This window comes from Leptospira saintgironsiae (assembly GCF_002811765.1).
Lineage (GTDB): Bacteria > Spirochaetota > Leptospiria > Leptospirales > Leptospiraceae > Leptospira_B > Leptospira_B saintgironsiae.
Window position 1 is genome coordinate 258,257 of the sequence record NZ_NPDR01000006.1, and the last position, 23,276, is coordinate 281,532.

General features: G+C 38.1%; 15 protein-coding genes. 13 read left to right on the forward strand and 2 right to left on the reverse strand.

Features of this window, described 5'->3' with window-relative positions; translation table 11 throughout:
- Nucleotides 1-16: 16 nt before the first annotated feature.
- The 4 genes from CH362_RS14885 (at nt 17) to CH362_RS14900 (ending at nt 4,201) form a co-directional block, all read left to right on the forward strand.
- Nucleotides 17-1,174, forward strand: a complete 1,158-nt coding sequence (locus CH362_RS14885; RefSeq protein WP_165780271.1) for an SH3 domain-containing protein — start codon at nt 17-19, stop codon at nt 1,172-1,174.
- Nucleotides 1,175-1,548: 374 nt separating this feature from the next.
- Nucleotides 1,549-1,980, forward strand: a complete 432-nt coding sequence (locus tag CH362_RS14890; protein WP_125169728.1) for a hypothetical protein — start codon at nt 1,549-1,551, stop codon at nt 1,978-1,980.
- Nucleotides 1,981-2,103: 123 nt separating this feature from the next.
- Nucleotides 2,104-3,555 (forward strand): SH3 domain-containing protein, encoded by a 1,452-nt coding sequence (locus tag CH362_RS14895; protein ID WP_100711108.1) that lies wholly within the window; start codon nt 2,104-2,106, stop codon nt 3,553-3,555.
- A gap of 151 nt (nt 3,556-3,706) precedes the next feature.
- On the forward strand, nt 3,707-4,201 hold the full coding sequence (locus CH362_RS14900) for a hypothetical protein (RefSeq protein ID WP_125169729.1): 495 nt from the start codon (nt 3,707-3,709) through the stop codon (nt 4,199-4,201).
- 18 nt (nt 4,202-4,219) lie between these two features.
- Here the strand turns inward: CH362_RS14900 and CH362_RS14905 are convergent, their stop codons facing one another.
- Together CH362_RS14905 and CH362_RS14915 are read right to left on the reverse strand one after the other, a co-directional pair.
- Entirely contained in the window at nt 4,220-4,582 is a 363-nt protein-coding gene (locus CH362_RS14905) for a hypothetical protein (RefSeq protein ID WP_100711110.1), read from the reverse strand.
- A 352-nt stretch (nt 4,583-4,934) separates the two neighbouring features.
- Entirely contained in the window at nt 4,935-6,101 is a 1,167-nt protein-coding gene (locus CH362_RS14915) for an SH3 domain-containing protein (RefSeq protein WP_100711112.1), read from the reverse strand.
- An 811-nt stretch (nt 6,102-6,912) separates the two neighbouring features.
- Between CH362_RS14915 and CH362_RS14925 the strand changes: the two genes are divergently transcribed.
- The 9 genes from CH362_RS14925 to CH362_RS14965 all read left to right on the forward strand — a co-directional run bounded on the left by CH362_RS14925 (nt 6,913) and on the right by CH362_RS14965 (nt 23,274).
- Entirely contained in the window at nt 6,913-10,044 is a 3,132-nt protein-coding gene (locus CH362_RS14925; protein ID WP_165780272.1) for an Lcl domain-containing protein, read from the forward strand.
- Between the two features lie 208 nt (nt 10,045-10,252).
- The gene (locus CH362_RS14930; RefSeq protein WP_244280603.1) at nt 10,253-11,749 is read left to right on the forward strand and encodes a TolC family protein; all 1,497 of its coding nucleotides are present in this window, start codon (nt 10,253-10,255) and stop codon (nt 11,747-11,749) included.
- 29 nt (nt 11,750-11,778) lie between these two features.
- A complete protein-coding gene (locus CH362_RS14935) occupies nt 11,779-13,557 on the forward strand; it encodes an Ig-like domain-containing domain (protein WP_100711115.1) in 1,779 nt (592 codons plus the stop codon).
- Nucleotides 13,558-14,256 carry a lipoprotein gene (locus CH362_RS14940; RefSeq protein ID WP_100711116.1) on the forward strand — a complete coding sequence of 233 codons (699 nt, stop codon included), beginning with the start codon at nt 13,558-13,560 and terminating at the stop codon, nt 14,254-14,256. It abuts the gene before it with no gap.
- 114 nt (nt 14,257-14,370) lie between these two features.
- Entirely contained in the window at nt 14,371-14,862 is a 492-nt protein-coding gene (locus CH362_RS14945; protein WP_125169731.1) for a tetratricopeptide repeat protein, read from the forward strand.
- Between the two features lie 54 nt (nt 14,863-14,916).
- Complete coding sequence (locus tag CH362_RS14950) at nt 14,917-16,440, forward strand: efflux RND transporter periplasmic adaptor subunit (protein ID WP_100711118.1); 1,524 nt, start codon at nt 14,917-14,919, stop codon at nt 16,438-16,440.
- Complete coding sequence (locus CH362_RS14955; RefSeq protein WP_100711119.1) at nt 16,441-19,530, forward strand: efflux RND transporter permease subunit; 3,090 nt, start codon at nt 16,441-16,443, stop codon at nt 19,528-19,530. It abuts the gene before it with no gap.
- A 5-nt stretch (nt 19,531-19,535) separates the two neighbouring features.
- Nucleotides 19,536-22,454 (forward strand): efflux RND transporter permease subunit, encoded by a 2,919-nt coding sequence (locus CH362_RS14960; RefSeq protein ID WP_100711120.1) that lies wholly within the window; start codon nt 19,536-19,538, stop codon nt 22,452-22,454.
- A 7-nt stretch (nt 22,455-22,461) separates the two neighbouring features.
- Nucleotides 22,462-23,274: an MORN repeat-containing protein gene (locus CH362_RS14965; protein WP_100711121.1), complete on the forward strand. Its 813-nt coding sequence runs from the start codon at nt 22,462-22,464 to the stop codon at nt 23,272-23,274.
- Nucleotides 23,275-23,276 lie beyond the last annotated feature (2 nt).

The window sequence follows — 23,276 nt, forward strand, 5'->3', positions numbered from 1 at the left end:
CTAAATGAAGGACTTTATGAGAAGTAATCTATTTAAAATTAGTAGTATGTTATCTTTATGTATAACGTTAAATTTATGGGGATGCGCTAAGAAGCTTGATTTTACCCCTCAGTATGTCTATGCAGTCTCCGGCGACAAAGTAAATCTCAGAGCCAATCCGGGACGAAACCAGCCTATCGTAGAGGTTTTGAATAATGGACAAGGTCTTGAGATTCTTGATACCTCAAAGAATATTACGAAAGAACAATATCCTAATTTTGGTACTTTGATACCAATTTATTGGTACAAGGTAAAGACTGAATCTGGAAATGTCGGGTTCATGTCTAGTCAATACGTTAATCTACTTCTTGGTCATAAGAGGGAAACAGGTCTAATTGGTATTTTTGAACAAATTGAAAAAGGAAAACTAAAGGCTACCGTTTTATCGATTCTACAGGATGGGGTGGTAAGAGAACCAGCTTCCCATGACATTGTCCAATCAAAGACTATCAGTAGAGTCCCAAAGAAACTATCTATTGATCATGGAATAGTTCTTTCCTCTGACCAAAAAAGTATAGGTGAAATAAGGAACGTTAAATTTGCCGAGGACTATACTGAAAAGCAGGAAGAGGGATGTTGGGACGGATATTATTTTTCAGGAATCTATAATGGGATAAAACCTACCCCGAGCAGTTTAATTCTTATCGGATTAAATGGAATTTCAGAATCTTCGGTAGATTTTAAGTATTTCACTGATCGGACTATAATTAAAACTATTGAGAATGCTTCTTTGTCAATGATTAAGAAGAAGAGTCCGGACGATTTCAAAGGAGGAAACTTTCTTTGTGTTTCAGGGGATAAGTGTATTTATAAATCAGTTAAAAATAATGGAAATGAATATATTATCGCTACTCAGACAATCGAGTATCCAGATAAAAGCGGTCATTCTCAGGTATTTCGTATAGATAAAATTTTGTCGGATAAAATTGAGAATATTTATTACCATGACTCGATCGGAGGAAAGAGAGATGTCCCGGATCGTGAAACTGTATTTGCGATCACTGATTTAGATCATAACGGAATACTTGAAATATTTACAGTAACACATGGATACGAATGGTGGTTTTATAAAATCTATAGTTTAGAAAAGGATAGAGTAATTCCTGTATTTAACGGAGCAGGAGGGGGATGTTAGTAGTGTATATTAAATTTGGCACGTTGAAAAATTCTTAAACAAATAATCGAATTGTCCGTCGAGACTCATTTCGGGTATAAGAAATGTTAGATTCAAATGGACAGCTTTAAATACGAAGTTATTAGAAAGAGTATCGCGGATACTTCGGAAGTAGAACAAGGGCGAGGTATTTTTTACAGATGCGATTTATGTGAATCTTTTATTTCCAGCGTACCAAGGGAAAGCACAGGATGTGAATGCGGGAACATTAGTATCGATAAAGAGTTACACAGATTATGGGTTAAAGATTACAGAGCCTTCACCATTCTAAGAATGAAAGTCCTATAATAACGAGTGATTCTATGCTATTTAAAAATAGGAGCGAATGAATGCGAATGCAACGACTTATATGTATAATTACAATTACCCTCCTCTCTATTCCGTATGAAGCAAAGGGACCGGTTAAATCAAATAATAATAACGATATCGACCTTACTGGATTATATTTTAGAATCGATCAGAATGAGTATGGTGATACAACTATGCATTTAACTTTCACCAAGAGAACTGATTCAAAGTATAACATAAGTTTTATACTTGCTGGTAACGGGGTGGAGCTGAGGTCCCTTACCTTGAAATGTAATAAAATGAACAATTGTAAAATGTTTCATTCATCAGGAAAGCTATTCATGGATTTTGATATTGTCTCAAAAGATATTGTGCTGAAAATTTCTCCAAAATCAGAACTTGCAGAAGTAATAGATAATGGAGCGAGGTTTTCGCAAGATATTGATAATAAACCATTCCAGTATGAGCCTTTGGAATAGGAATTTTTAGTAATTGATAGTTTATATTAATTTACTCTCTACCATCATTAAATTGACATCGATGCTAAAAACTTAGGTGCTTTAATTTCATAGCTATAAAATTCATTTATCGGGATATACAAATTGAGAATCTTAAAACATCTACTTAAATCCATTGTTTTTGTTTCAATATTAGGAAACATTTATTGTTCCGAACCTAAGCAATTGGCAATTGGTGAAGGCTTCGTTCTTAAAGACGGCGTTTGTCTTCATGAAACCCCATCAGCTAAAAGTAAATGTCTTGATTCTTTATCCAATGGTAACCGATTTGAGATTCTTAATAAAGGTAAATTTGATAAAGAGAAAGGCGAATACTCACTTTGGTTTGAAGTAAGAATTGATGGTAAAGAAGGTTACATTAATCAAAATGAAGAAATATTTAAATCAGATATTATAACAATCATTCATGATTCATTTTCGCCTTTGCGATATACCGGAAAGCAAAAGTTGAATTTGGTTTCTGTTCCTTCAATTAAAGGAGACGTGATTGAAGTATTGCCGGAAAATACAGAAATTGATATAATCGGTGGATCTCTATTTAAGTATGAGATCGAAGGGAAAATTGCTTCTTGGGGGAAGATCAAAACTCGTTCTGGAAAAATTGGATACGTATTTCTTGGTTTTACAGTAGGGTCCAATTACAAACCTTATGATTTCGATGAAAATAGAGATGAGGTCGAGTCTTATTCGGGTTTATACATTCCAAATGCTGCGCATCCAGTTTTCTGGATCGATCCGGGAGTGGAAAAAGGCACCGATGAAAAGTGTGAAAAGCTTAATCTTAAAGGTGAAAGTAGCGATAGATTAAAATACTTTAAAGTAACAAGTCTTACGACACATATGAATATTCGATACTTTCAAATCGAAAAAGATTTTTATACTTACTACTGGGACCATCGAGAAAAAAGGGGATGCATAAGTGCCTGGGTTTCGGAAAAAGATGGAATATACTCAGAATACGATTTATTCTCTTGGTCGAGCGCGAAATATGGAAGTAAGTATGATTTAAGACTAATCAATCTTCTTTCATCAGAGTTCATGACACCCCTTCAGGATGTATCATCACTTAAAATAACTGAATTGCCGAGAAAGAATACGAAAAGCCCTAATCTCTTTAAAGTTACTTATAATATTTACGATGAAGGTTACGATAAAGAAAAAGTACATTCAGCCTTATATTCAAAGAAAAACGGAATATTTTCCCTTGCTTTACCATGGATGGGTGCTCGTCAGGAGCTGGTGGATATTAATAATGATGGTATAGATGAATGGGTTGTTACAAATGCAAATTACGTATTGTATTATGCATTTGATGGGAGCATTTTTAATAAAGTTCTGGAATGGAATAAAGAGAACGCTTGTGATATAACTATTAATGAAAGAGATCAAGTTGCCATTGAGGAAGATGAAGAAAATAAGAATATTAAATGCAATATTTATTTATCTCAAAACAATCTCAATATAAAGGCGGGTAAAGAAAAAATTGCATACAAGTTAATCGATGGGAAATTGATTTCGGGCAGTGGTAGTGAATAAATAGTTTTCACACGCACTAATGAATTATTATAGAAAACTTGTTTTCTTCATCTCATCGTTTCTTTTCTTGTTTTGCAACAAAGGGAGGGAGATTAATCACGATGCTCCTCATTACCCTGTTGAAATGCCTGGAGTATGGAAAGAGATTGGTGTGAATGATTTAAGATCAGGTAATACATTTGCCTTCTCAAAAAATGGAACAGTTGTTTATATTATAGATCCTGCGATTTGCATAAAAAAAGAAAGAGCTATGATTGGCGAATATCTTTGGAGTGAAGATCGTCTATATATCTATTTTTATAAATTTCTCCAATTGGAAGGAGGTGATTTAAATAAGATTAAAAATAAATGTGAAGCTGAAATCCCTGGCTTAAAATTAGAAGAAAAGCTTATAATTTTGAATGAAGGGAGTATGAAGGTATTAGGCCTTGGAAATTTTACGCAGAGAAAAAACGGCTATGATTTTGATGACTTGACTAGTTTTAAAACTGGCGGGAGTGAGTTTTATAAGTTTAGTAAATATCCGGAACATTTTCAAGAGATCGTTGATCATGAAATTAAGGATGAAAGAAGATTAATACTCGAAAAGCGAAATGTATATATTCGGAATAATACTGGCAAAGAAGTTAGATATAGTTTCGATTAGTCATCTGTTCCAGAAGGATTAGCGAAGATAGTAAACATAAATAGCGAGAAGTAAGATGGACCCCATATCGTCTTTGCTGATATTCTGGTATTTTAAAAGAAAGTCTTGCAGTAATAAATCCACATCGAAATCGTGCAAGGCAGAATAAGTATCTTTTGATTCCAAATAGTATTTTGATTCTCTATTCTTTTGTATTTCTTCACTCAAATCGTTTCTCAATTTTCTGATATAATCTACTCTTGCTTGATCATAATCTGCTAACTCATAATATTTCAATCGTCTCTTAATTTTCTTTTCTGTCTCTTTGGGTTTATCGTATTCATATACAAGTTCACTGAAGCAAACATAGTCATAAGATGCTTCTCTCTTTTTGGATGGCATTTAAGTATTTGCCTTTGGAACTTTTGCTCTCAGCATTAGGAAGAGTGCATCGAAGGCTCTCCAGAAAATAGTAGAACTGATGCAAACCAATGGCAAAACAGAAATCCAAATATTGATTTTCTTACTTATAGATCTTTGAAATAAAATCAATATATTCTGAATTGCAAAGATAGGCATTAAAATAGGGAAAAGAATTGATTCAGGAACTATGCTATTTACAAATGCTCCAGTCATACCAAGCCCAAACCATATCATAAAGCTTTGAAATAGGATAGATAAAGACAATAAGAAAAGAATTAGCTTCTTTAAAAAGAAATTGCTCATCAAATTTAGTTTGGCGATTGAGTCCTACTTATTTTATCGCTGTAGAATTTTTCCAGCTTTCTGAATATTTAGCTGGAATTTCTACATTTCTAAATTGCTCGATTTTAACAGAATCACCTTCGAAAAATATTTCAGCAAATAAGTTTCCTTTAAATGCTACCACTGGGTATTCAGAATCTATTTCTATTCCTCCAAACGATCTACAGTCGGAAAACTTCCAGAATGTAAGAAGGTGATTTTCAGAATTCATCCGATTTTCGCTATAATTGCTCTTATATTCATCTCCAAAGAAGCACATAGGTTTAGTATTCGTATCTTCAAAATATATAGCTTGTACAGTTTTTCTTAAAAAATAGACTTCTGTAGAACTCCATGGACAGCAGCATTTACAGCCGATAGAATATGTAAGTATACTATCGTGAATAGGATAGTTAGTTTTCCTTATAGTTTGTTGAACAACACCCTTATCGTAAAAAAGGCGTCCATCCAATTTGCTTTCAAATAGTATTCTGTCATCTGGTGAATCGCAATCATCGTTTTTAGGATAACTAACTTGATATACTTTAAAATCGCTGTTTTCGTATGAGAGTTCGATTTTACCTTTGCCTTTGAATTGTTCTAAAGTGCCTGAGTAAAGATCTATAGATCTAAGCGAAATTTTGTAATCGTCTGGCAAATCCTCTTGGAAATAATCGAGAGTTGTGGCTATTAATGTGTAACCTGAAAATATCCATCCCTCTTTATCTTGGAACTTTGTTTGAAACCAGAATCCTTTTCGCCCATCTATTGTTACTGGATCCTTGCTAATAGATAAGATCTCTCCTTTGGTTCCTTTGGGTAATAAAATCAATTTTTCCGATTTTAAACCTGGAGCGGATCGAAGGTTTAAATTAGAGGCAATAACGTTATAATAAAATTGAACTTTCTCAATGGATAAAAATTCCTTTTCTACGAATGCTGTTCTTCCTTGAAAGGAAATTTTAATCATATTGTCGGAGAAAGGTTTATCATCTTGGATATAGATAGGTTCAATGAACTCAATTGTGCCGATTACTTCAGAGTCGACTTTAGCTTCCTTATATACTTTTACTCCATATAGAGAATTTGAATAACGGGCTTTCTTTGTACAATTGAATAGAAAAAGAGATATAGTTAATAGTATAAGAAAATTATTAGATTTCTGCGCTGGGATCATAATGAAAACAATCTATTATTCTTTATGATAATTTCTCAACTATTAAGTAGATTGGTCTAAGTTAGTTTTGATAGGAGTATCCTGAATGAGATAGAGGAACGAGAAATTATTATATAAGAAGGTTTATTGAAATAGTCCGGGCGAAGAAGTTTAGCTTTGTTTTGATCGGTATTTCTTGAACCTAACCATTAAAGAAGAATTTTAAATTTTATTTTTCTTCAATTTTTCATCGAAAGGAACATCAAGGAATGCTTTCGGATGAACCTCAAATACAACTGCTAGTCTGGAAATTGTTTCTAAACTCGGAGCATTTTTTCCGGTTTCGATACTTTGGTCTGCTCTTAAAGGTTTAAAAGTCTACAGGTTAGATCGACTATTAAGTAGAAAGAGTGGTTTATTGCGGAATGTAGGGAATGGGGTGATGAGTAGTTTTTATTTTTCTTTTATTTGAAGTTATAGAAACTCTCTACTTCATTCTTTTCTGAGATCCTAAACATTAGTCAAAATGGGAATTTTCATTCCGCTCACACGTGCGCTATCTTCTATACATTTCCAATATCCCCAAAGGGATAAATTTATTTCCTTATATCCAAGTTGTACAATATTAAAAAACGTTTTGCGTCTAACGCTGAACGTTACTAGGAACTTGCTTATTCGATTTTTTAAGAAAAAAAATATTATCTATTGATTCTTGTTGCGAAGATTTGTTTTGCTAGGAGATGGTAAATTCGTGGCAGAAAGAGGAAAATTCCGGAATCTATTTTCCTTTATGAAATATGCTTTTTTAAGCTACGCAAAATGCGACCGATTTATGTCTAAATCCTCCTTTTCTTTCTTTGCTAAGATCATTTTAATCTTATTACTATTTGTCAATTGTGGACAGGAGAACCTTCAAAGTTCTATTCAATCCGCATTACTCCAATTATTATCCGAAAACCTCGGTACAACTACTGGAAACTCTATACTCCCGGGAAAATCTCTTAGCTTGAATGGAACACGTGTTCCGCCTCTGGTTGGTACCGTACTGGATCCTAGTAATAATGGAACGACCATTGGAATTGCTACGGAAAATGCTTCCGTTCCGAATTTGATCCTCTTATATGCTAGTAATAATAAACCTTTTGCAGTGGATGCGAATGGGGACGGTATTTTAGACTATTATCTTTGCTTTGGGGGAAGTGGAAGTGTTACTCTAAATACGGGCATCAATTGTTCAGGTGGCCAAGTAGTCGTAATTACTACTCATGGATTCGATACGAATTTAGATGGTGTAGCAGATAATCCTATTCTTTCTGATATTGCCGGCGATTCTACCAATCCGAGCAGTTTAATCAGTCCTACCCCAGGTTTGTATGGTGGTAGCCAATCTGTAACTATCAACTGTTCTGATAATGTTGCCCCAGGTAATATTGTTTATACAACAGATGGTTCGGTCCCAGCCTTTTCACCTTTGAATGGAAAGGTTACGAATCCGCCTCGTGCTTCATTTACTGTCGGAGGAGCGGGAGACGGTAGCTATACGATTAAATATAGATGTAGGGATTTTGCTGGGAATATAGAGAGTGTCCAAACTGCAGTCTACCAGATTAACCATAATATTCCGATCATTTCCATTACTAGCGCTTTATCTTCCGCATATCTTAGCGTGAATTCCGGTTCGATTCAATCTGCAAATGTATCTTGGCAGTCTAGCCAGTCCGGTTCTTATTCGATTCGCTTGAATGCGACCAGTTGTAGTGATGGGACCGTTTTGAATAGTGGAACAGCGACAGCAAATACCAATATTTCATCTACTATCTTGGCAAGTCAGTTGAGCTTAGGTTCCAATTCCGTCTATCTTTGTGTAACTTCGGGTTTAAGTGGACATTCGCTTTTAACTATTACTCGGGACGATACTGCTCCATCTATTACTCCGAATCCTGGCGCTGGAACGTATGGATCTTCCCCCCAGAACATTCAGTTGAGTTGTAATGATACAAGCAGTTGTAAAATAGCTTATACGTTAGACGGTTCAGATCCGTCCATCAATCCGGTAACTGGTGTAATATCGAATGGTAACCTTTATTCCGGCTCTTCGATCGGACTTTCGAACGGTTCAACAGAAATAAGATCAGTAGCGAGAGACAGTGCTGGAAATATTTCGACCATTCTTAGTTCTACATACGCTATTAATTCTTCAGTTGCGACTGTGACTGTAAATGCTTATATTCCTGCGAGTAAAGCAGTCAATTCCAACTCCGGCTCTACAGTTCAAATTAATTGGCAGGCAAGTCTATCAGGTTTTTATAAAATATACATTGGATCGTCTGCCACTTGCAACTCTGGTACTTTGGCCACAGGAACGAACGTAGGTGGTACAGCAACAGCTAATGTCCAAGTATCGTCCATTCTGGATAATTCCAATTTTGTAAACGGATCCAATACGGTTTTGATCTGTGTTGCTAATGCAAGTTTGGATCCTCAATACGGAAGTCTGAGTACGACGATTACCAAGGATAGTGTGTTGCCTACAGTTTCATCTTCTATTCCGGCAAATAACGGATTGGGTATCGCCGTATCACCTGCCGCATTAACGATCCAATTTAGCGAATCGATGGACGCGACTTTGATCCCTGCTTCTGATTCCAATCTATGTCCATCTACAGCGCCGACGACTCCTGCTGCGATTACGGCTTACATATATGATGGATTAGGTTTGAATTGTACTGATGTTTCGGCAAAATTCACTTGGGCAGATACAAATAAAACTAAGCTTGTGGTAGATCTTTCTTGGATTAATTATCCAGAGAATACTAAGGTTTTACTTTCTTTTCCGAGCACCTATATTAAAGACCTTGCAGGAAACGCGATAGCTTCCGATGTAAACATAAGCTTTACGACTACGAAAGAACCGAAAAAATTCCCAGTTTTGAAGACGGGCCAGGCTTCCTGTTCGGATGCTAATGGAAATCCTATTCCATGCGCTGGAACCGGCCAAGATGGGGATTATACAAGCAAGAACACTGGCAGAAGTTATACCGGGCCAACTAATATTGGCGCTGCTTATATTACTACTGATGTTTCTACAGGTTTAATTTGGAAAACTTGCGCTTTGGGATGGGAAGTACAAACCGGAACTCCAAATACATGCGTGCAAAATACATCTGGTTCTTTAGGACCTTGGCCATTTTACAATGACAATAGCCAGACTACTCCACTTCTTTCTGCAGTAAACGCCTGCTCTAGTTTAAACCTTTCCAACTACGGTAATATTTCAAATTGGAGATTGCCAACAGCTTCTGAGCTTAATACTCTACCTACCTATGGCTCAGGAAGCACGCCAGCAATCAATACTACAGCATTCTTAAGCACATCCAGCGGTTCGCTTTCTACATATTGGGCTAATTATTGGAGTGCTACATCTTATTTTGGTGACCCATACTATTCGTGGGCTACAGTCTTTAGTGACGGCTCCGCAACGACTTCCGTTAAGCCGACTTCTAACGGGATCTTCTGTGTCTCTTCTTCTAATTCTCATTCTGCACAGATATCTTTTACAATCAATAAGGTTGCTGGAGTGGAAAATGGTACGGTTACGGATAATGTGACCGGCTTGACTTGGCAAAAATGTACGAACGGATTGTCCGGAACTAGTTGTAATACAGGTTCGGCGACCGGTTCGACTTGGACCACAGCTTTAGCAAGTTGTAATGCCTTAACTCTCGCTGGTAAGACTTGGAGATTGCCAAATATCAATGAGTTGAGATCAATTATGGATTATTCAAAGGCCAATCCTTCGGTGGATACAATATATTTCCCCGGAACATTATCAAATTACTATTGGTCTTCTACTTCATATTCACCTTCGCCTTCGAACGCATGGTATGTTCATTTTAATCGAGGTTTAGTCAGTCCTTTTGCAGCAAAGAGTAACTCGTATTTCATACGTTGCGTTACCGATTAAGTGAATTGGGAAATATTATTGTGAATATGGCCTTCATTTTTAAGAGTCTTTCATAAGTGGGATGGTAATTCGAAATACTATGTCGTTGAGGAATTTTATGCGGATATTGTCTGAAAAGATAATTTATTTTGTTCGTTTGAGAACGATTCAAGTTTTTATAATATTGACTTTACTCTTTTTCTTTCGTTCGGTTTCTCCTCAAGCCGTAATGCAGAATCGTGGAAATGTAGAAAGAGTTAGGATACATATGAATATGGACCAAGCTGTTCTGATTGGGACTACGAATAATATTATTCTGAGAACTCTGGATTCTAAAAAAGAAATCGCGAAGATGGTGATTGCCGAAAGGTGGAGAGAATTCCTTCCTAAAGTTGGAGTTCAGTATCTGGGTTTAAGGAATGTTAACACTGGTTCTTCCGATAACCTTTATAATGATGTTCGCTTAACAGTCCAACAACTTGTATTTGACGGGGGAGAAGCCGGTCTCCAGGTAGAAGTCGCCAAATTAAATGACCTTTTGAACGAACAAGATTTCAAAATCAATTCTGCAAAGGTCAAATTAGAAATCCAAAAAGCATACATGAAAGCTCTAGCTGCTAAGGGAAAAATCCTATTAGGCCGCAAGTCGATAGAGAAGATGGAAGAATCTTTGAGGAAATCTAAGGTAGAATTCAGCCAAGGACTTATTACAAAAGTTCAGTTGATGGAAGTTTCGAATAAAATCAAGCAAGCACAATTTACTTTTCTGAAATTTAAGAACGAATCTAACCAAGCCCTTTTGGAATTGAAGCAAGTTTTGTCTTTAGACTTTCATGTGGATATTGATCTTGAAGAAAATATCTATACCGATTTCGCAATTACTGAACCTATCTTCGATATAGAAGAAACGATTATTCGAGCTATTAATACTCGAGAAGATTTGAAAAAATCTCAGGTTGTTGTTCGAAAACTTAAGAATGAGAAAAAAATAGCGGATAATTACTGGATCCCTAAACTTTATTTAGGTGGTTACGCCGGTAAGAACGGTAATGAATTTCCGCTGCGTCATGATATTTACGGGGTTAATTTTAATTTCGTTATGCCTCTTGGTAGTTCGGTCGTTCAATCGAACGGAAGTATGGGGGTTCAGAAAGATGGAACGGGTATCCAAACATATCCCGGTTTTGGTAACCAAACTGTTGGGCCTGGGTTAAACGGATATGAATCCAGCACGATCAAGTTTTTCGATAATATGGCTTATTCCCGTAAGATCATGGAAGGTGAAGTACAATTATCCGAAGCGGTCTTAAGCCTTAAGAACATGGAAAATCAAGTGGCAGTTGAGGTGCAAAAAAGTTTGGACCGTACTACAGAGGCCTGGGAGCTATTAAAGATCTCGAATTCGAGAGTTCTGTTGAATTGGGAAGCATTAAAAATTAGTAATACTAAGATGAACGTGGGTCAATCTAAGAAGGAAGATCTTTTGAATTCTGAATTAGATTTTGTCCGTGCAGAGCAGGAATTGACCGACTCTTTAGTAGGTTATATGATTAGCTGCTATGAAGCATCTTATGTTGCTAATGTGGATGTAACGCAGAGAAAACTGATCCAATTTCAGAAAGGAAGAGGAAACTCCCTAATCGGCGCGTTATTGCAAGGGAAAGATCCGAGAAAAGCAGCAGCTGTAGATTCCAATGATGGGGCTTCGTTCCCTGGTGCGAATTAAGTAGGGGAAAACGAGGAAAGTATATTTATATGAAAAAATTTTTAGTCATAGGATTGATCATTGTTGCAGCATTAACTAATTGTGATTCAGTTTCGAAAAATTTATTAAAAGTCGATCCCTTTATCGGAGAGACAGAGCCACCCAAAGTTATCTTTAGTAATCCCGCTTCGGGGATGCAAAATTTACCGACGAACCAATCGTTTTCTATTGGGTTTAGTCGCCCTATGAATATCAATAGTTGTCAGATCGCATTTACGATCTCTCCATCGACTCCCGGATTTTTTAGCAATACTGCAGGTTTAATTTTAACTTTCACTCCTACTTCTGCTTTGAATGCAGGGACATACACTATTAATCTTACGAAAGCTTGCGAAGATCCGGACGGTATGGATATTCAGAATCCGTTTAGTGCTTCTGTGGCCATAGGAACTTCGACTGGAAGTTTGGGTTCTAATCCAACGATCTCCGGTATGTACGTGTATGCCGGTACTTCTTCTGCATGTAACACTTCGAATGCTGCGTTAACCGATTTTTTGAATGGGAACGTACAGAATGCCTGTATGGGAAACCCTTCTCAAAATCAAATTCTGATCAATTTTTCTCGTCCGATGAATACTCAAACTACGAATTCGGCAATTTCGATCAGTCCTAGCGTTTCCGGAAGTTATACATGGAGCTCGAACACGATCCTTACAATTACTTTAGACTCTGCGTTAAATCTGAATCAACGTTATACTGTCGTGGTAGGAGCATCCGCCACAGATCAGAATAATATAGCAATGAAACAATCAGTTCAGTCGAGTTTTTATGTTGGGTCGGGTAATGCGAATCCAAGTGTTTCTTCCATGACCGTCTTGAGCGGTTCTCAAGCTGGTTGCCAGGCAGGAATCGGAAGTGCGACTAATTTTTTAACGAGCACTGTGAATAATGGCTGTGTGGGAAATCCTACGAATAATACGATTACATTCAACTTTACTACTCCGATGGATACTCAGAGCACTCAAAATGCCGTTTCTTTTTCTCCTAACATTCCGGGTAGTTTTAGCTGGTCGAATGGAAACCAAACCCTTACCTTAGTTTCGGATTCTACTTTGTCGTATGGTACTCGTTACGAAGTTGGTGTTGGAACATCTGCTCAGTCGTCCAGTTTGATCTCAATGCAACAAGCTGTGGTCGGAAGCTTTGTGGCGGGAGCGCTAACTTCGGCTCCGATTGTTCAAGCAGTCGGTTTAGCTAGTCAAACCGGAGCACCTGGTTGTTCGACTACGTATCCAGGAACAGGAAGTTCTACCGGCGGAGATTGGAATTTAGGATTCTGTTGGTGGGATTCTTCTTTACCAGTTCTTTCTCCGAGTTCGTATAAATTTAGAGGTGGAGATGATGGTGCGTCGACAGCCACATCCTGTGCAGATCAAACCACAGACAATTTTAGGTTGGTTTTCAATAACTATATGGATACGGGAGCCACAGCAAGCGCAGTTTCTTTGACTAGGGTTTCTGGGACTTCAACAGTAATTCGTTTGTCTACTTGGAGTTGGAGCGATTGTCAGGTCTCTTATCCGTTCGGTTGTAGAGTGTTAGATTTGAAATTTGCCGAAATCGAATCCAGTTGCGGTGGTAACGGAGCATTTGGTCCTTCAGGCGATTATAATCTCACAAGAGCTGGATTGGATTTTACAAATGCGTATGCTCCGATTGGGGTCGATCCGAACAGTCCGGTGTATATGATCGAAGTAAATAGTTCAGCAACGGATGTAAATGGTCGTAGTTTGAGTTCTCCTTTCACATTCTCAGCGGTGAGTCAGTAAATGTTTTTTAAAAAGTACATAATTCTTTCAATTATTCTAATATTCTTTTTCGTAAATTGTTCTTATTCCGGTTTTTTGAATTCCGGTTCAATGAGGATTGCGATTAAAAAAGAATCTGTCAAATCTACCTATCTTTTGGGTTATATAGAAAACCGAGATAACCATTTCGACCCATATAATACTAAGAACTTATCGAATATGCTTAAGTTCGAACTTTTGAATGCGGGCTATGGTATCCTGGTTTTGGACGACTATATCAAAGTCAGCGAAGATTCGGCGTCGAAGGAGCTTGCGAGCAAGAAGGAACCAAAAGATATTTTAGCCCAATTGGCGGAAAACGCTAAGATGAGCGGAGCTGGAGCAAGTCCTGGTGGGCAAGAACCGGGATTTTTATCCCCGGATTTCAGTTCTAAATTATTAAGAGAATCTGAAATTAAGACGGTTCAAGCAGTTACACGTTTTGATTTTTTTATCCAGGGAGCTCTTGCGATGAACGATAATCGTAAAATACTGGATAAGATCGAAAATGGGATCCTATTTTTGGAAATATTCGATAAAAACGGGAAATTTGTGAGTGGTATAAATTATACAGTTGAAGGTAGAACCTTAACTGAAGCGGAACTTTTGAAATCCATTTGTAGTCGAGTCATCGACAAATTGGAAAAAAGAGAAGAACCTAAACCGTGGTGGAAATTTTAACAAATATATATGCATTTGAAACGACCTTTTTTAATTCTTCTTTTTCTATCTTTAATTTTTATCTCCTCATGCGGCAGTAACGATAAAGCCTTAGAGGAAAAATATGCCAAGGCTATGAATCTTTTTTGGGTCAATAAAAGATCCGAAGCTTTAAAAATCCTAAACGAGATCCATAAGGAAGATCCGGAATATAAAGATACGTTATTCGTAATGGGAAAAATCAACTATTACGATCTGAAATTTCCAGAAGCTAAGAAATACTTTGAAGAAATATATAATAAGAATCCGGAAAATTTAACGGCATTACTTTGGATCTTAAAATGCCAATTTGCTTCCGGGATTCGTGACCAGTCGATTTTCGAAAATCTTCAAACATTTATGAAAAGAGATCCGAGTAATCTAGAGGCTTTGTATATTGGTGGTAGGATTTTAGAAGAAGCGGGTAAGACGGATTTGGCAATCCAGAATTATTCGCAAATGGTTTTGCAGACCCCGCAGATAGCCCTCGCACATAAACAGTTGTCGGGAATTTACAAAAGAGCGAATGTCGCCCAGAAGGCCGATTTTCACTTTAAACAGTTCCAGGCTTTAACCAGAAAAGAATAAGTAGCCAAATTTTCGGCTAATCACTTTTCGAACGGACAGTTCGTAGAGAATATTATGGATCTATTGAAGTTATTATTTTCCAACAAAGTTTTTCGATTTATCGTAATCGGTATTACGATCTACCTCGCCAGCTTTTTCATCTATTCCAAGGCAACGAGAGGAGCCAGGGCAAACCAGTTCGTAACTAAGGCCGGAGATATAGTATTCAAACCTGCTCACGCTGTTTTCGGGAAACCGAATCGGTCTGAAAGTTTCGAAGAAAGAGGAGCGGAAGGAGGAACCTTTGGAGAAGCAGGCGACCTTCAAAACGCTCCTTCTATCGGTGCGTTAAACGTAGAGCAACGTATGATCTCTCCTAATATCGATGTTTCCGGTTTAGTGGATTTTGAAAGTAAAGCGGATATATTCTCTAAGATCGGCGGAAGGTTGGAAAAAATATTCGTTCAAGAAGGAGAGGAAGTCTCTTTAGGACAAAAGGTATTTCAAGTCGAAAGTCTTCAGATGGAACTTGAGTTGATGAAGCAGCAGGCGACTTTAGAAGCCTCTCGATCCCAGGCTCGCTTAGCAAAAGAAAAATGGGAAAAAGCTAAAATGAATGTATATGGCTTACTCCAGGAAAAGGAAAAAAGCGAAGCTATATACGAAAAGGTAAAAGAAGAACTTGAGAAAGCCAGAGCCACTTTTTTTGCCCTCGAAGAGGTTTATAAGGTCGGGGGCCTTAGTAAAGAAGAGTTTGAGATCGCTAAACTTGGATTAACTACAAAGGAAACTGCGCTAGGGGTAGCTAAAAGGGATAATGAAATCCGGAGCATAGGATTGACCGACGAGGATATCGTTCAAAACGGTTATGTACTCCCGCGTTCTAAAGAAGAGAAACTAAATCTTTTCAAGGAAATTAATACTAAAATAGAAAGAGCAGAATACGAGGCCATGGAAGGGGTTTGTAGATCTCATGAGGCCCAGGTGAACTCCACCAAAACTATGCTGAAGGAAGTTATAGTTTATTCTCCTATGAAGGGTGTAGTCGCTAAGAAGTATAAGTCCGAAGGAGAACTTCTTGGAGGAGCGTCGGGTAATCAAGCGGTTCTCACCATCATCAATATCAATAAAGTGTATGCAGTTTTTAATATTACGGAAACCGAATCTACCATTTTGAAAAAAGGAATGCGTGTCGATTTTTTTGCAGATGTTTTTCCTGATATAAAATTTTCAGGGAAAGTAACTTTGGTGAGTCCTTTAGTGGATCAGAAAGCACATACTGTAGAAGTCAGGGCGATCGTAGAGAATGTAGGCAGAAAATTAAAGCCTGGAATGTTTATCAGAGCGAATATCGTACTCGGGAATCCGACCCCTACTATTCTCCTTCCTTCGATTGCTTTGTTAGCGAACGAGGGAGATAAATCTTCCGTTTTCATCTTTAAAGAAGGTCGTTGTTATAGCACCGAGGTTAAAGTAGGAAAAAAATATGGGAATGATATAGAAATTCTCCAGGGGCTCCAGCAGAACGATGTCGTTCTTTTAGAAAAACTTTCCCAATTGAGGGACGGCATGCCCGTAACACCTTCTTTCAGTAGATAAATGAAAGCAATCCTACGGTTCTGTGTCGATCGGCCGGTAACGGTTACCATGATTTGGTCCGCACTTGTTATTTTCGGACTTATCGCTCTCGGAAATTTAAAAATCAATCTAATGCCTGATCTGGAGTTCCCGAAAGTAACTATTGTTACCGGTTACCCGAATTCATCTTCGGATGAGGTAGAGAATCTTATCACAAAACCAATTTCGGATGCAGTTAGCACGATCGGCGGTGTAGAGTCGGTCCGTTCGGAATCTATGGAAGGTCTGTCTACAGTTACAGTCCAATTTTCAAATCATACTTCCGTTGATTTTGCTATCATAGAGATCCGAGAGAGGATCGACTTAGTACGAGACTCTTTACCTCAGGATGCGAATCGTCCTGTCGTCATTCGTTTTGATCCTTCTCAATCCGCTTTTCAAGAGATTGCGATCTTTCCGAAAGCAGGAATGAAAGACAAGGAATTGAGGTCGTTTCTTGCGGATAGTGTAAAGGTTTATTTCGAAAGAGTGGAGGGCCTTGCGGCCGTCCAGTTTTCCGGGGGATTCAAAAAGGAAGTATCGATCGAGATCGATTCTGAGAAAATGAACTCCTATAGCATTTCCCTTTTTGATATCAAAAAAGCTATTTCGCTATCCAACGTTAGTTATCCTGCGGGGACTTTGCCTGTTGGTGATAAGGATTATTTGATCCGTGCCGTAGGAGAATTTAAATCAGTTGCAAATATCAGTGAAACAGTCGTCGGCAATAATTCTCAAGGTGTTCCTATCCGTTTGGGCTCGTTTGCAGACGTTCATGTAGGATTTAGGGAACAGACGGGTATCGCAAGATATAACGGCAAAGACTGTGTTATCGCATATTTGTATAAGGAATCCGGAAGAAATTCGGTCGAAATTTCCGATCGTATAAAATTAGAATTAAATAATATTAATCAAAAATTCGGCAAAGAATTATCCGCTGAAATCGTATATGATGAATCCAAATTTATTAGAGAATCGATTTCAGGAGTAACCGGATCTTTGATTACGGGTATGATCCTGGCCTTTTTGGTTTTGGTCTTTTTGCTTCGTAATTTGAAAAGCCCGATCATTCTACTTACGGTTATCCCTGCGTCGCTTTTTTCGACACTTTTGCTTTTTTACATCTTCGGAATCTCTTTAAATATGATGTCTTTAGGAGGAATGGCTTTAGGTATCGGAATGCTTTTCGATACGAGTAACGTCGTTTTTTCCTCGATCGAAAGAAATCTTTCGAGAGGTGTTCCGATAAAGGAAGCTTCTCTGAAAGGAACTTCGGAAGTTACAGGTTCGGTTGTATCTGCGACGTTGACTACTGTGATCGTTTTTTTACCGATCATTTTCTTCAAGAGTATGATCGGTATCGTTTTCGGAGAGATGGCACTTGCAATTACGATCTCTCTTTTAATGAGTTTACTCGCTTCCTTAACCTTAATTCCAATGATGACTTCTGTTTTGTATTCGGTTTCTATGGAACCGAAATTTTTAAAAGAAGTAATCTTTAAACGTTCCGAGGAATTTCACAGGAATCTCTTATCCAAATATGAAGCTAAGTTGAATTCGTATATCGAACAACCTAAACCTTTGGTCCGATTGATCTCCATTTTATTTTTGTTTTCGATCGCATTTCTATTTATACTTCCGAAGGAGTTCGTTCCGAGAGTAGATACTGGGGAATTTTCAATCTTTATCAAAACTAAAAACGGATCTGGACTTACTCATACTGGGGATATTGTTTCTTCTTTAGAATCAACTTTGTTGAAGGATTCCGATGTGAAAAGTGTCATAGCACGCATTGGTTTTGAAGAGGATCAATTGGGTTCTAAGAAGAGAGGAAATTGGGGTTCGAATCGTGCAGTTCTGAGAGTGATCTTGAAAGAAGGTTCCTGGTCTTCTTCTGCAGAGTTTATATCTAAGTTTAGGAAGTCGCTGAGACTTTCGGAAGATACGGAAATTCATTTTGAAAATAGCGGGGATGTCTTGGCTTCGGTAGTTTCTGCCGAGGGGAACGGGCTTAGCTTAGAGATTTTAGGAGAGAATCTCCAAACTTTAAATGAAATCGGAAGGGAATTGAAGTCTAAACTTTCCAAATTGTCCGGAATCAAAGACACTCGGGTTAGTATGGAAGATACTTCCGTAGAATACGATCTTAGCTTCGATTCCATTAAGGCGAGTTTCTTTAATCTTAATAACGATTATCTGTCCAATTATCTTCGTATGGCAAATTTCGGTTCCGTTGTTACTAAGATCAAAATGGAGAGTAGGAATCGGGACGTTAGACTTTTCTTTAAAAAAGGGGACGTGGATTCCCTGGATAAGGTGCTTGGTATGAGGATCCAGTCGCCCAATGGTAATTTGGTCCAACTTTCTCAGATAGGGTCCATCAAAGAGACCCAGGCTCCGGTCTCTATCATTCGTTCCGGAAATTCCAGAGTAAATTTGGTTACTGCAGAAGTAGATTTCAGCGAATCAAATAATCCTTATGATGATGTTAAGGATGTGATCTCCAAAATGAATTTACCGGAAGGATATCGGATTCGGTTTGCGGGTGAACAAGAGAATATAGATAAATCCTTTAGTGATCTGATTTTCGCATTCGTTTTGGCGATCGTTCTCATCTATATGTTACTTGCGAGTCAGTTCGAATCTTTGTTATATTCTTTGATTATGATCTGCACGATCCCGCTAATGTTTATCGGAGTGTTCCCTGCTTTGTACATTTTCGGCAAGAGCCTGAATGTCAGTTCCTTTATGGGCTTGGTTTTACTTTTAGGGGTAGTGGTAGATAACGCAGCGCTCTATTACGAATATGTTCACCTGCTTTCTAAAGAGAATATTCCTTTACGAAAGGTTATCGTGGATAGTGGTAAGATCGTTTTACGTCCGATCCTGATGAATAACGCGACCACAATTTTAGGCTTATTGCCGATCATGCTGGAACTCCAGAAAGGAACAGAGTTCCAATCTCCTATGGCGATTGTTAGTATCGTAGGTCTTTTGACCTCATTCTTCTTCAGTCTTTATTTGATCCCAGTCCTCTTCTTTTATCTTCTGAAGAATAAAGAAAGGGCGTAGTTGTTATGACCGATCTAAAAGTCTTTTTTAGAGAGCATATTCTGAGTGTGAGTATGCTTTTTTCAGGATTTTTTCTTTTCGGGATTTTAGCTTTTTTTCAGGTCCCGGTTACTTTATTTCCAACGATGGAGTATCCAGGTTTGACCATCTCGGTCGAGTTTCCAGGTGCAGATGTTTTGCTGGTGGAGGAACTTCTGACCGTACCGTTAGAGGAAGCAGTTTCAGGTGTAGGCGGGATAGAGGAGATCCGTTCTTATGCTGAGAGAGGTAAGACAGAAATCAATTTAGAATTTCGTAAAGGAATCAACATTGATTTAAAGAGCTTGGAGATCCGAGAAAGGATCGATATGGTTTCGAGCAATTTTCCGAGAGAAGTTCATAAGCCGCTAGTGCTGCAGTACGATCCTGACCAAAGACCGGTGATGATCCTTTCTGTCGAAAGCCAGAAGTTCGATTTTGCGATTTTAAGAAGTATCGCTGACAATGAAGTGCGCAGATATTTAGAAAATGTGGAAGGAGTTAGTAAAATTTCATCTTCTGGAGGTAAGGTTCGAGAAGTGTTGATCGGCTGCGATCTTCAAAAGTTGAGAGCTTACGGTCTTGGACTGGAAGATATCCAAGAAGCTGTCCAACATAATAACAAAGATGCCTCGATCGGAACGGTAGAAAATTCCGGTCAGAAGGTCCAATTGAAAGTTTTCGGTAAATATTCCAGCTTGCGAGATCTTCAAAAGCAACCTTTCCATTCGAAAGAGCTGGGCCGAATTTTCTTTTTGGAGGATTTTGCAGAGGTTTCTTTTGCTCATAGAGATGAGGAAAGTTCCGCCAGGATCAACGGAAAAGAGACTGTAAGCGTTTTCGTTTATAAATCTTCGCTCGGGAATACGATGCAAATCGCTTCTTCCATTCGACAGAAGTTAGAAGAATTAGTTCTTCCTGATGTTCATTTTAACGTAGTCTATGATCAGTCGGAGTCCATCCGTAAAACATATCAGAATATTATAATTTGCTTTTTTATCGGCGCCTTACTTTTGGGAGGATTTTGGTATTGGAGAAGAAGAAGGGGTAGGGACGAAAATTATATCACTCTTTTTTGCCAATTACCGCTGAACTTCTTTTTGGTGGAATTCGTTCTTTTTGTTTCTAAGATAGACTTCGATATAGTTATTGCATGTTCCATTATTGTCGGCTTTGCACTTTGGCTGATCGTTTATCAGTCTCTTTCGAAGGAAGAGGGCGTTTTTTCTCTGCAAAACACTATAGGTGATTTCTTTTCCTTAGTGGTAATCGTTCTTTCTCTTTGTTTGCCTTTATATTATTTAGATCCGGATACTGGACAATCCACTATGAGGCTGGGGTTATTCATAGTTTTGTATTTGTCTTGTTCGTATTTTCTTTTTCTACCTTTACATTTTGTTGTCGGACGTATTCGAGGGTTGCTTGTTGGTTCTTACGTTTCGGTCCCGAATTTATATGAGAATTCGGATGCTCCAAATTTGGTAAGCCCGTTCCGTTTCAACTGGAAGGTCTCTGAAAAGTTTTTTTGGGGAGTTTATATTATAATTCTATTATTTGGAATGTTCAGATTAGTAAAGAGCGAGAAGGAATTGTTTTATTCCATAGAGAACAAAAGAATTCTGGGCTTTGTAGAATTCCCATCCGGTTTTAATTTTCCTCAAACGAATGAGGTCGTGAAAAAAGTAGAGAGTAAGATCGCAGAGGCAGAAGGTTTTGCGGAAATTACTTCAAAAATCGATCCAGGCCATGCATTTCTTGTGATCACTATCGATGAATCTAAAATTGACGGGGACGAATTCATTCAGAATGTTCGCGCTTCCATAGGGGATATCAGTCCGGCTTTCTGTTATTTTTCGAGAGAATCGGAGAATTCTAAATTCAAAGATATTCGGATCGATATTCTTGGAGACGATCTGGACAAGTTAGACGAGCTTGCTAAGAATGCTGCGGAGAAGGCTTCGAAAACTCCAGGAGTCGGCGACGTGGTACTAAATTACAAATCGCCAAGGGATGAATTGGAACTTTCTTTGAATAATAATAAGGCTTCGGGTGCTTCCTTAAATAATTCCGAAATAGCTGGTTTTTTAAAAACCGCGATCCAAGGCTCAGTCATTTCAAAATATGTGGAAGATCATCGAGAAATAGATATTCGATTGAGGGCGTTAAAAGAATTCCGCAATTCGAAACAAAGTCTGGAAAGGTTTGTCGTGAAAAATCAAGTCGGGAAATACGTGCCGCTCCCGGAAGTGACTACTCAAAAGGAATCACATTCTCCCACTAGGGTATTCCGTAAAAATAAGAAAAGGGTATTATCATTTTCTTTGCGCCTTACTGGTGGTTCTTATTTTTCAGTTAAATCTAATATAGTTCAGGAATTGGAGAAGGATCTTCCTGAGAATTATTATATAGAACCAGGTAGGAGTATGGAGAAAATTTGGGAAACAGAGAACCGTCTTTATGGTGTGATCTGTTTTTCTCTCGTATTGATCTATATGGTGCTTGCTTCTTATTTCGAATCGTTTAGAGAACCGTTTGCGGTTTTGTTCACTGCAGTATTGCCCTTCTTTATCACTCTTTCGGTTATGAGCTTAGTTTTTGGGACTTTGTCCCTGCCTATATACTTGGGGTTGCTATTGACGATCTCGATCTCGTGTTTTCATATTATGAGAATTCTTAAAACGGGAGAGGCGATCGGATCCGGGTTTAGGAAGAGGTCGGCGATCTTCGGGATCTTGGCTTTGTGTATTCCTCAGATCGTTTTTGCGAGAGAAGGTGGAAGATTTTTGAGGGAGTTTGAGGTCACTATGATCGTAGGTTACGGTTCTTCGCTTTTCTTAACTACTAAGGCTTTGCCGTATATTCTCTCAAGCAAGTTTTCGAAGTTCCAATTTTTAGGTAGAAAGTAGGTAAAGCGTGATCATACGAATATTTCATTTTTTTAATAAAGTATTTTTGCTCGTTCGAGAATCATTCGTATTTAAGAAGATAATCAGTTTTTATACTCCATTTTCCTTGAAGAGAAGTTTAGGATCTTTTGCAATCCTCCTTTTTCTGGTGGGAGGGTATTATAGGATTTTCGACGATGCTGTATGTTTGGAAGGAAATTGTAAGGATAGTCTTTCCAAGATCCAATTCCGCAATGGAGATATTTATCAAGGAACTTTTGTAGATTCTAAACCTCAGGGTTTTGGGGCCTTTTGGAGCAGAAAGGGAGATTATTACCAAGGCAGTTGGTTTCGGGGAATGAAACACGGCAAAGGTAAATATGTTTATCCTAACGGTACAGAATATGTGGGAGATTTTACCTTCAATAAAAAAGAAGGAACCGGAATTTTTAAATGGGCGGATGGGAGCATATTAGAGGGTTCTTGGATAGGAGATCATCCACAGGGTCAGGGCGTTTTGAGTTTACCAGGCTCACGTAAGTTTATCGGTTATTATCAGAAAGGTTCTATTTACGATGGAGAGGGAGTCTTTATTTATTCGGACGGTTCCAAGTATTTAGGAAGTTGGAAAGCAGGTATGAGACATGGCTTCGGGGTTTTGGTTGCTCCCGGAGGGATCGTTTTGTTTAGAGGGATGTGGGAAAACGATCAAAAGGTTCCAGGATCACAACCTTTCGACAGGCCCGGGATAGGTTCTTCGACGAGCGTGGATAAGCTCGAGGAAGGAAAAACTCGAGATAAGCAGACTAGTAAAACAATTAAGAAGAAGAAAGGCAATTGATC

Bases quoted from the DNA above. Each gene is read 5' to 3' on its own strand.
- CH362_RS14885 (WP_165780271.1), top strand. From the start codon at position 17: ATGAGAAGTAATCTATTTAAAATTAGTAGTATGTTATCTTTATGTATA.
- CH362_RS14890 (WP_125169728.1), top strand. From the start codon at position 1,549: ATGCAACGACTTATATGTATAATTACAATTACCCTCCTCTCTATTCCG.
- CH362_RS14905 (WP_100711110.1), bottom strand. From the start codon at position 4,582: ATGCCATCCAAAAAGAGAGAAGCATCTTATGACTATGTTTGCTTCAGT.
- CH362_RS14915 (WP_100711112.1), bottom strand. From the start codon at position 6,101: ATGATCCCAGCGCAGAAATCTAATAATTTTCTTATACTATTAACTATA.
- CH362_RS14925 (WP_165780272.1), top strand. From the start codon at position 6,913: ATGTCTAAATCCTCCTTTTCTTTCTTTGCTAAGATCATTTTAATCTTA.
- CH362_RS14930 (WP_244280603.1), top strand. From the start codon at position 10,253: ATGCAGAATCGTGGAAATGTAGAAAGAGTTAGGATACATATGAATATG.
- CH362_RS14935 (WP_100711115.1), top strand. From the start codon at position 11,779: ATGAAAAAATTTTTAGTCATAGGATTGATCATTGTTGCAGCATTAACT.
- CH362_RS14940 (WP_100711116.1), top strand. From the start codon at position 13,558: ATGTTTTTTAAAAAGTACATAATTCTTTCAATTATTCTAATATTCTTT.
- CH362_RS14945 (WP_125169731.1), top strand. From the start codon at position 14,371: ATGAATCTTTTTTGGGTCAATAAAAGATCCGAAGCTTTAAAAATCCTA.
- CH362_RS14950 (WP_100711118.1), top strand. From the start codon at position 14,917: ATGGATCTATTGAAGTTATTATTTTCCAACAAAGTTTTTCGATTTATC.
- CH362_RS14955 (WP_100711119.1), top strand. From the start codon at position 16,441: ATGAAAGCAATCCTACGGTTCTGTGTCGATCGGCCGGTAACGGTTACC.
- CH362_RS14960 (WP_100711120.1), top strand. From the start codon at position 19,536: ATGACCGATCTAAAAGTCTTTTTTAGAGAGCATATTCTGAGTGTGAGT.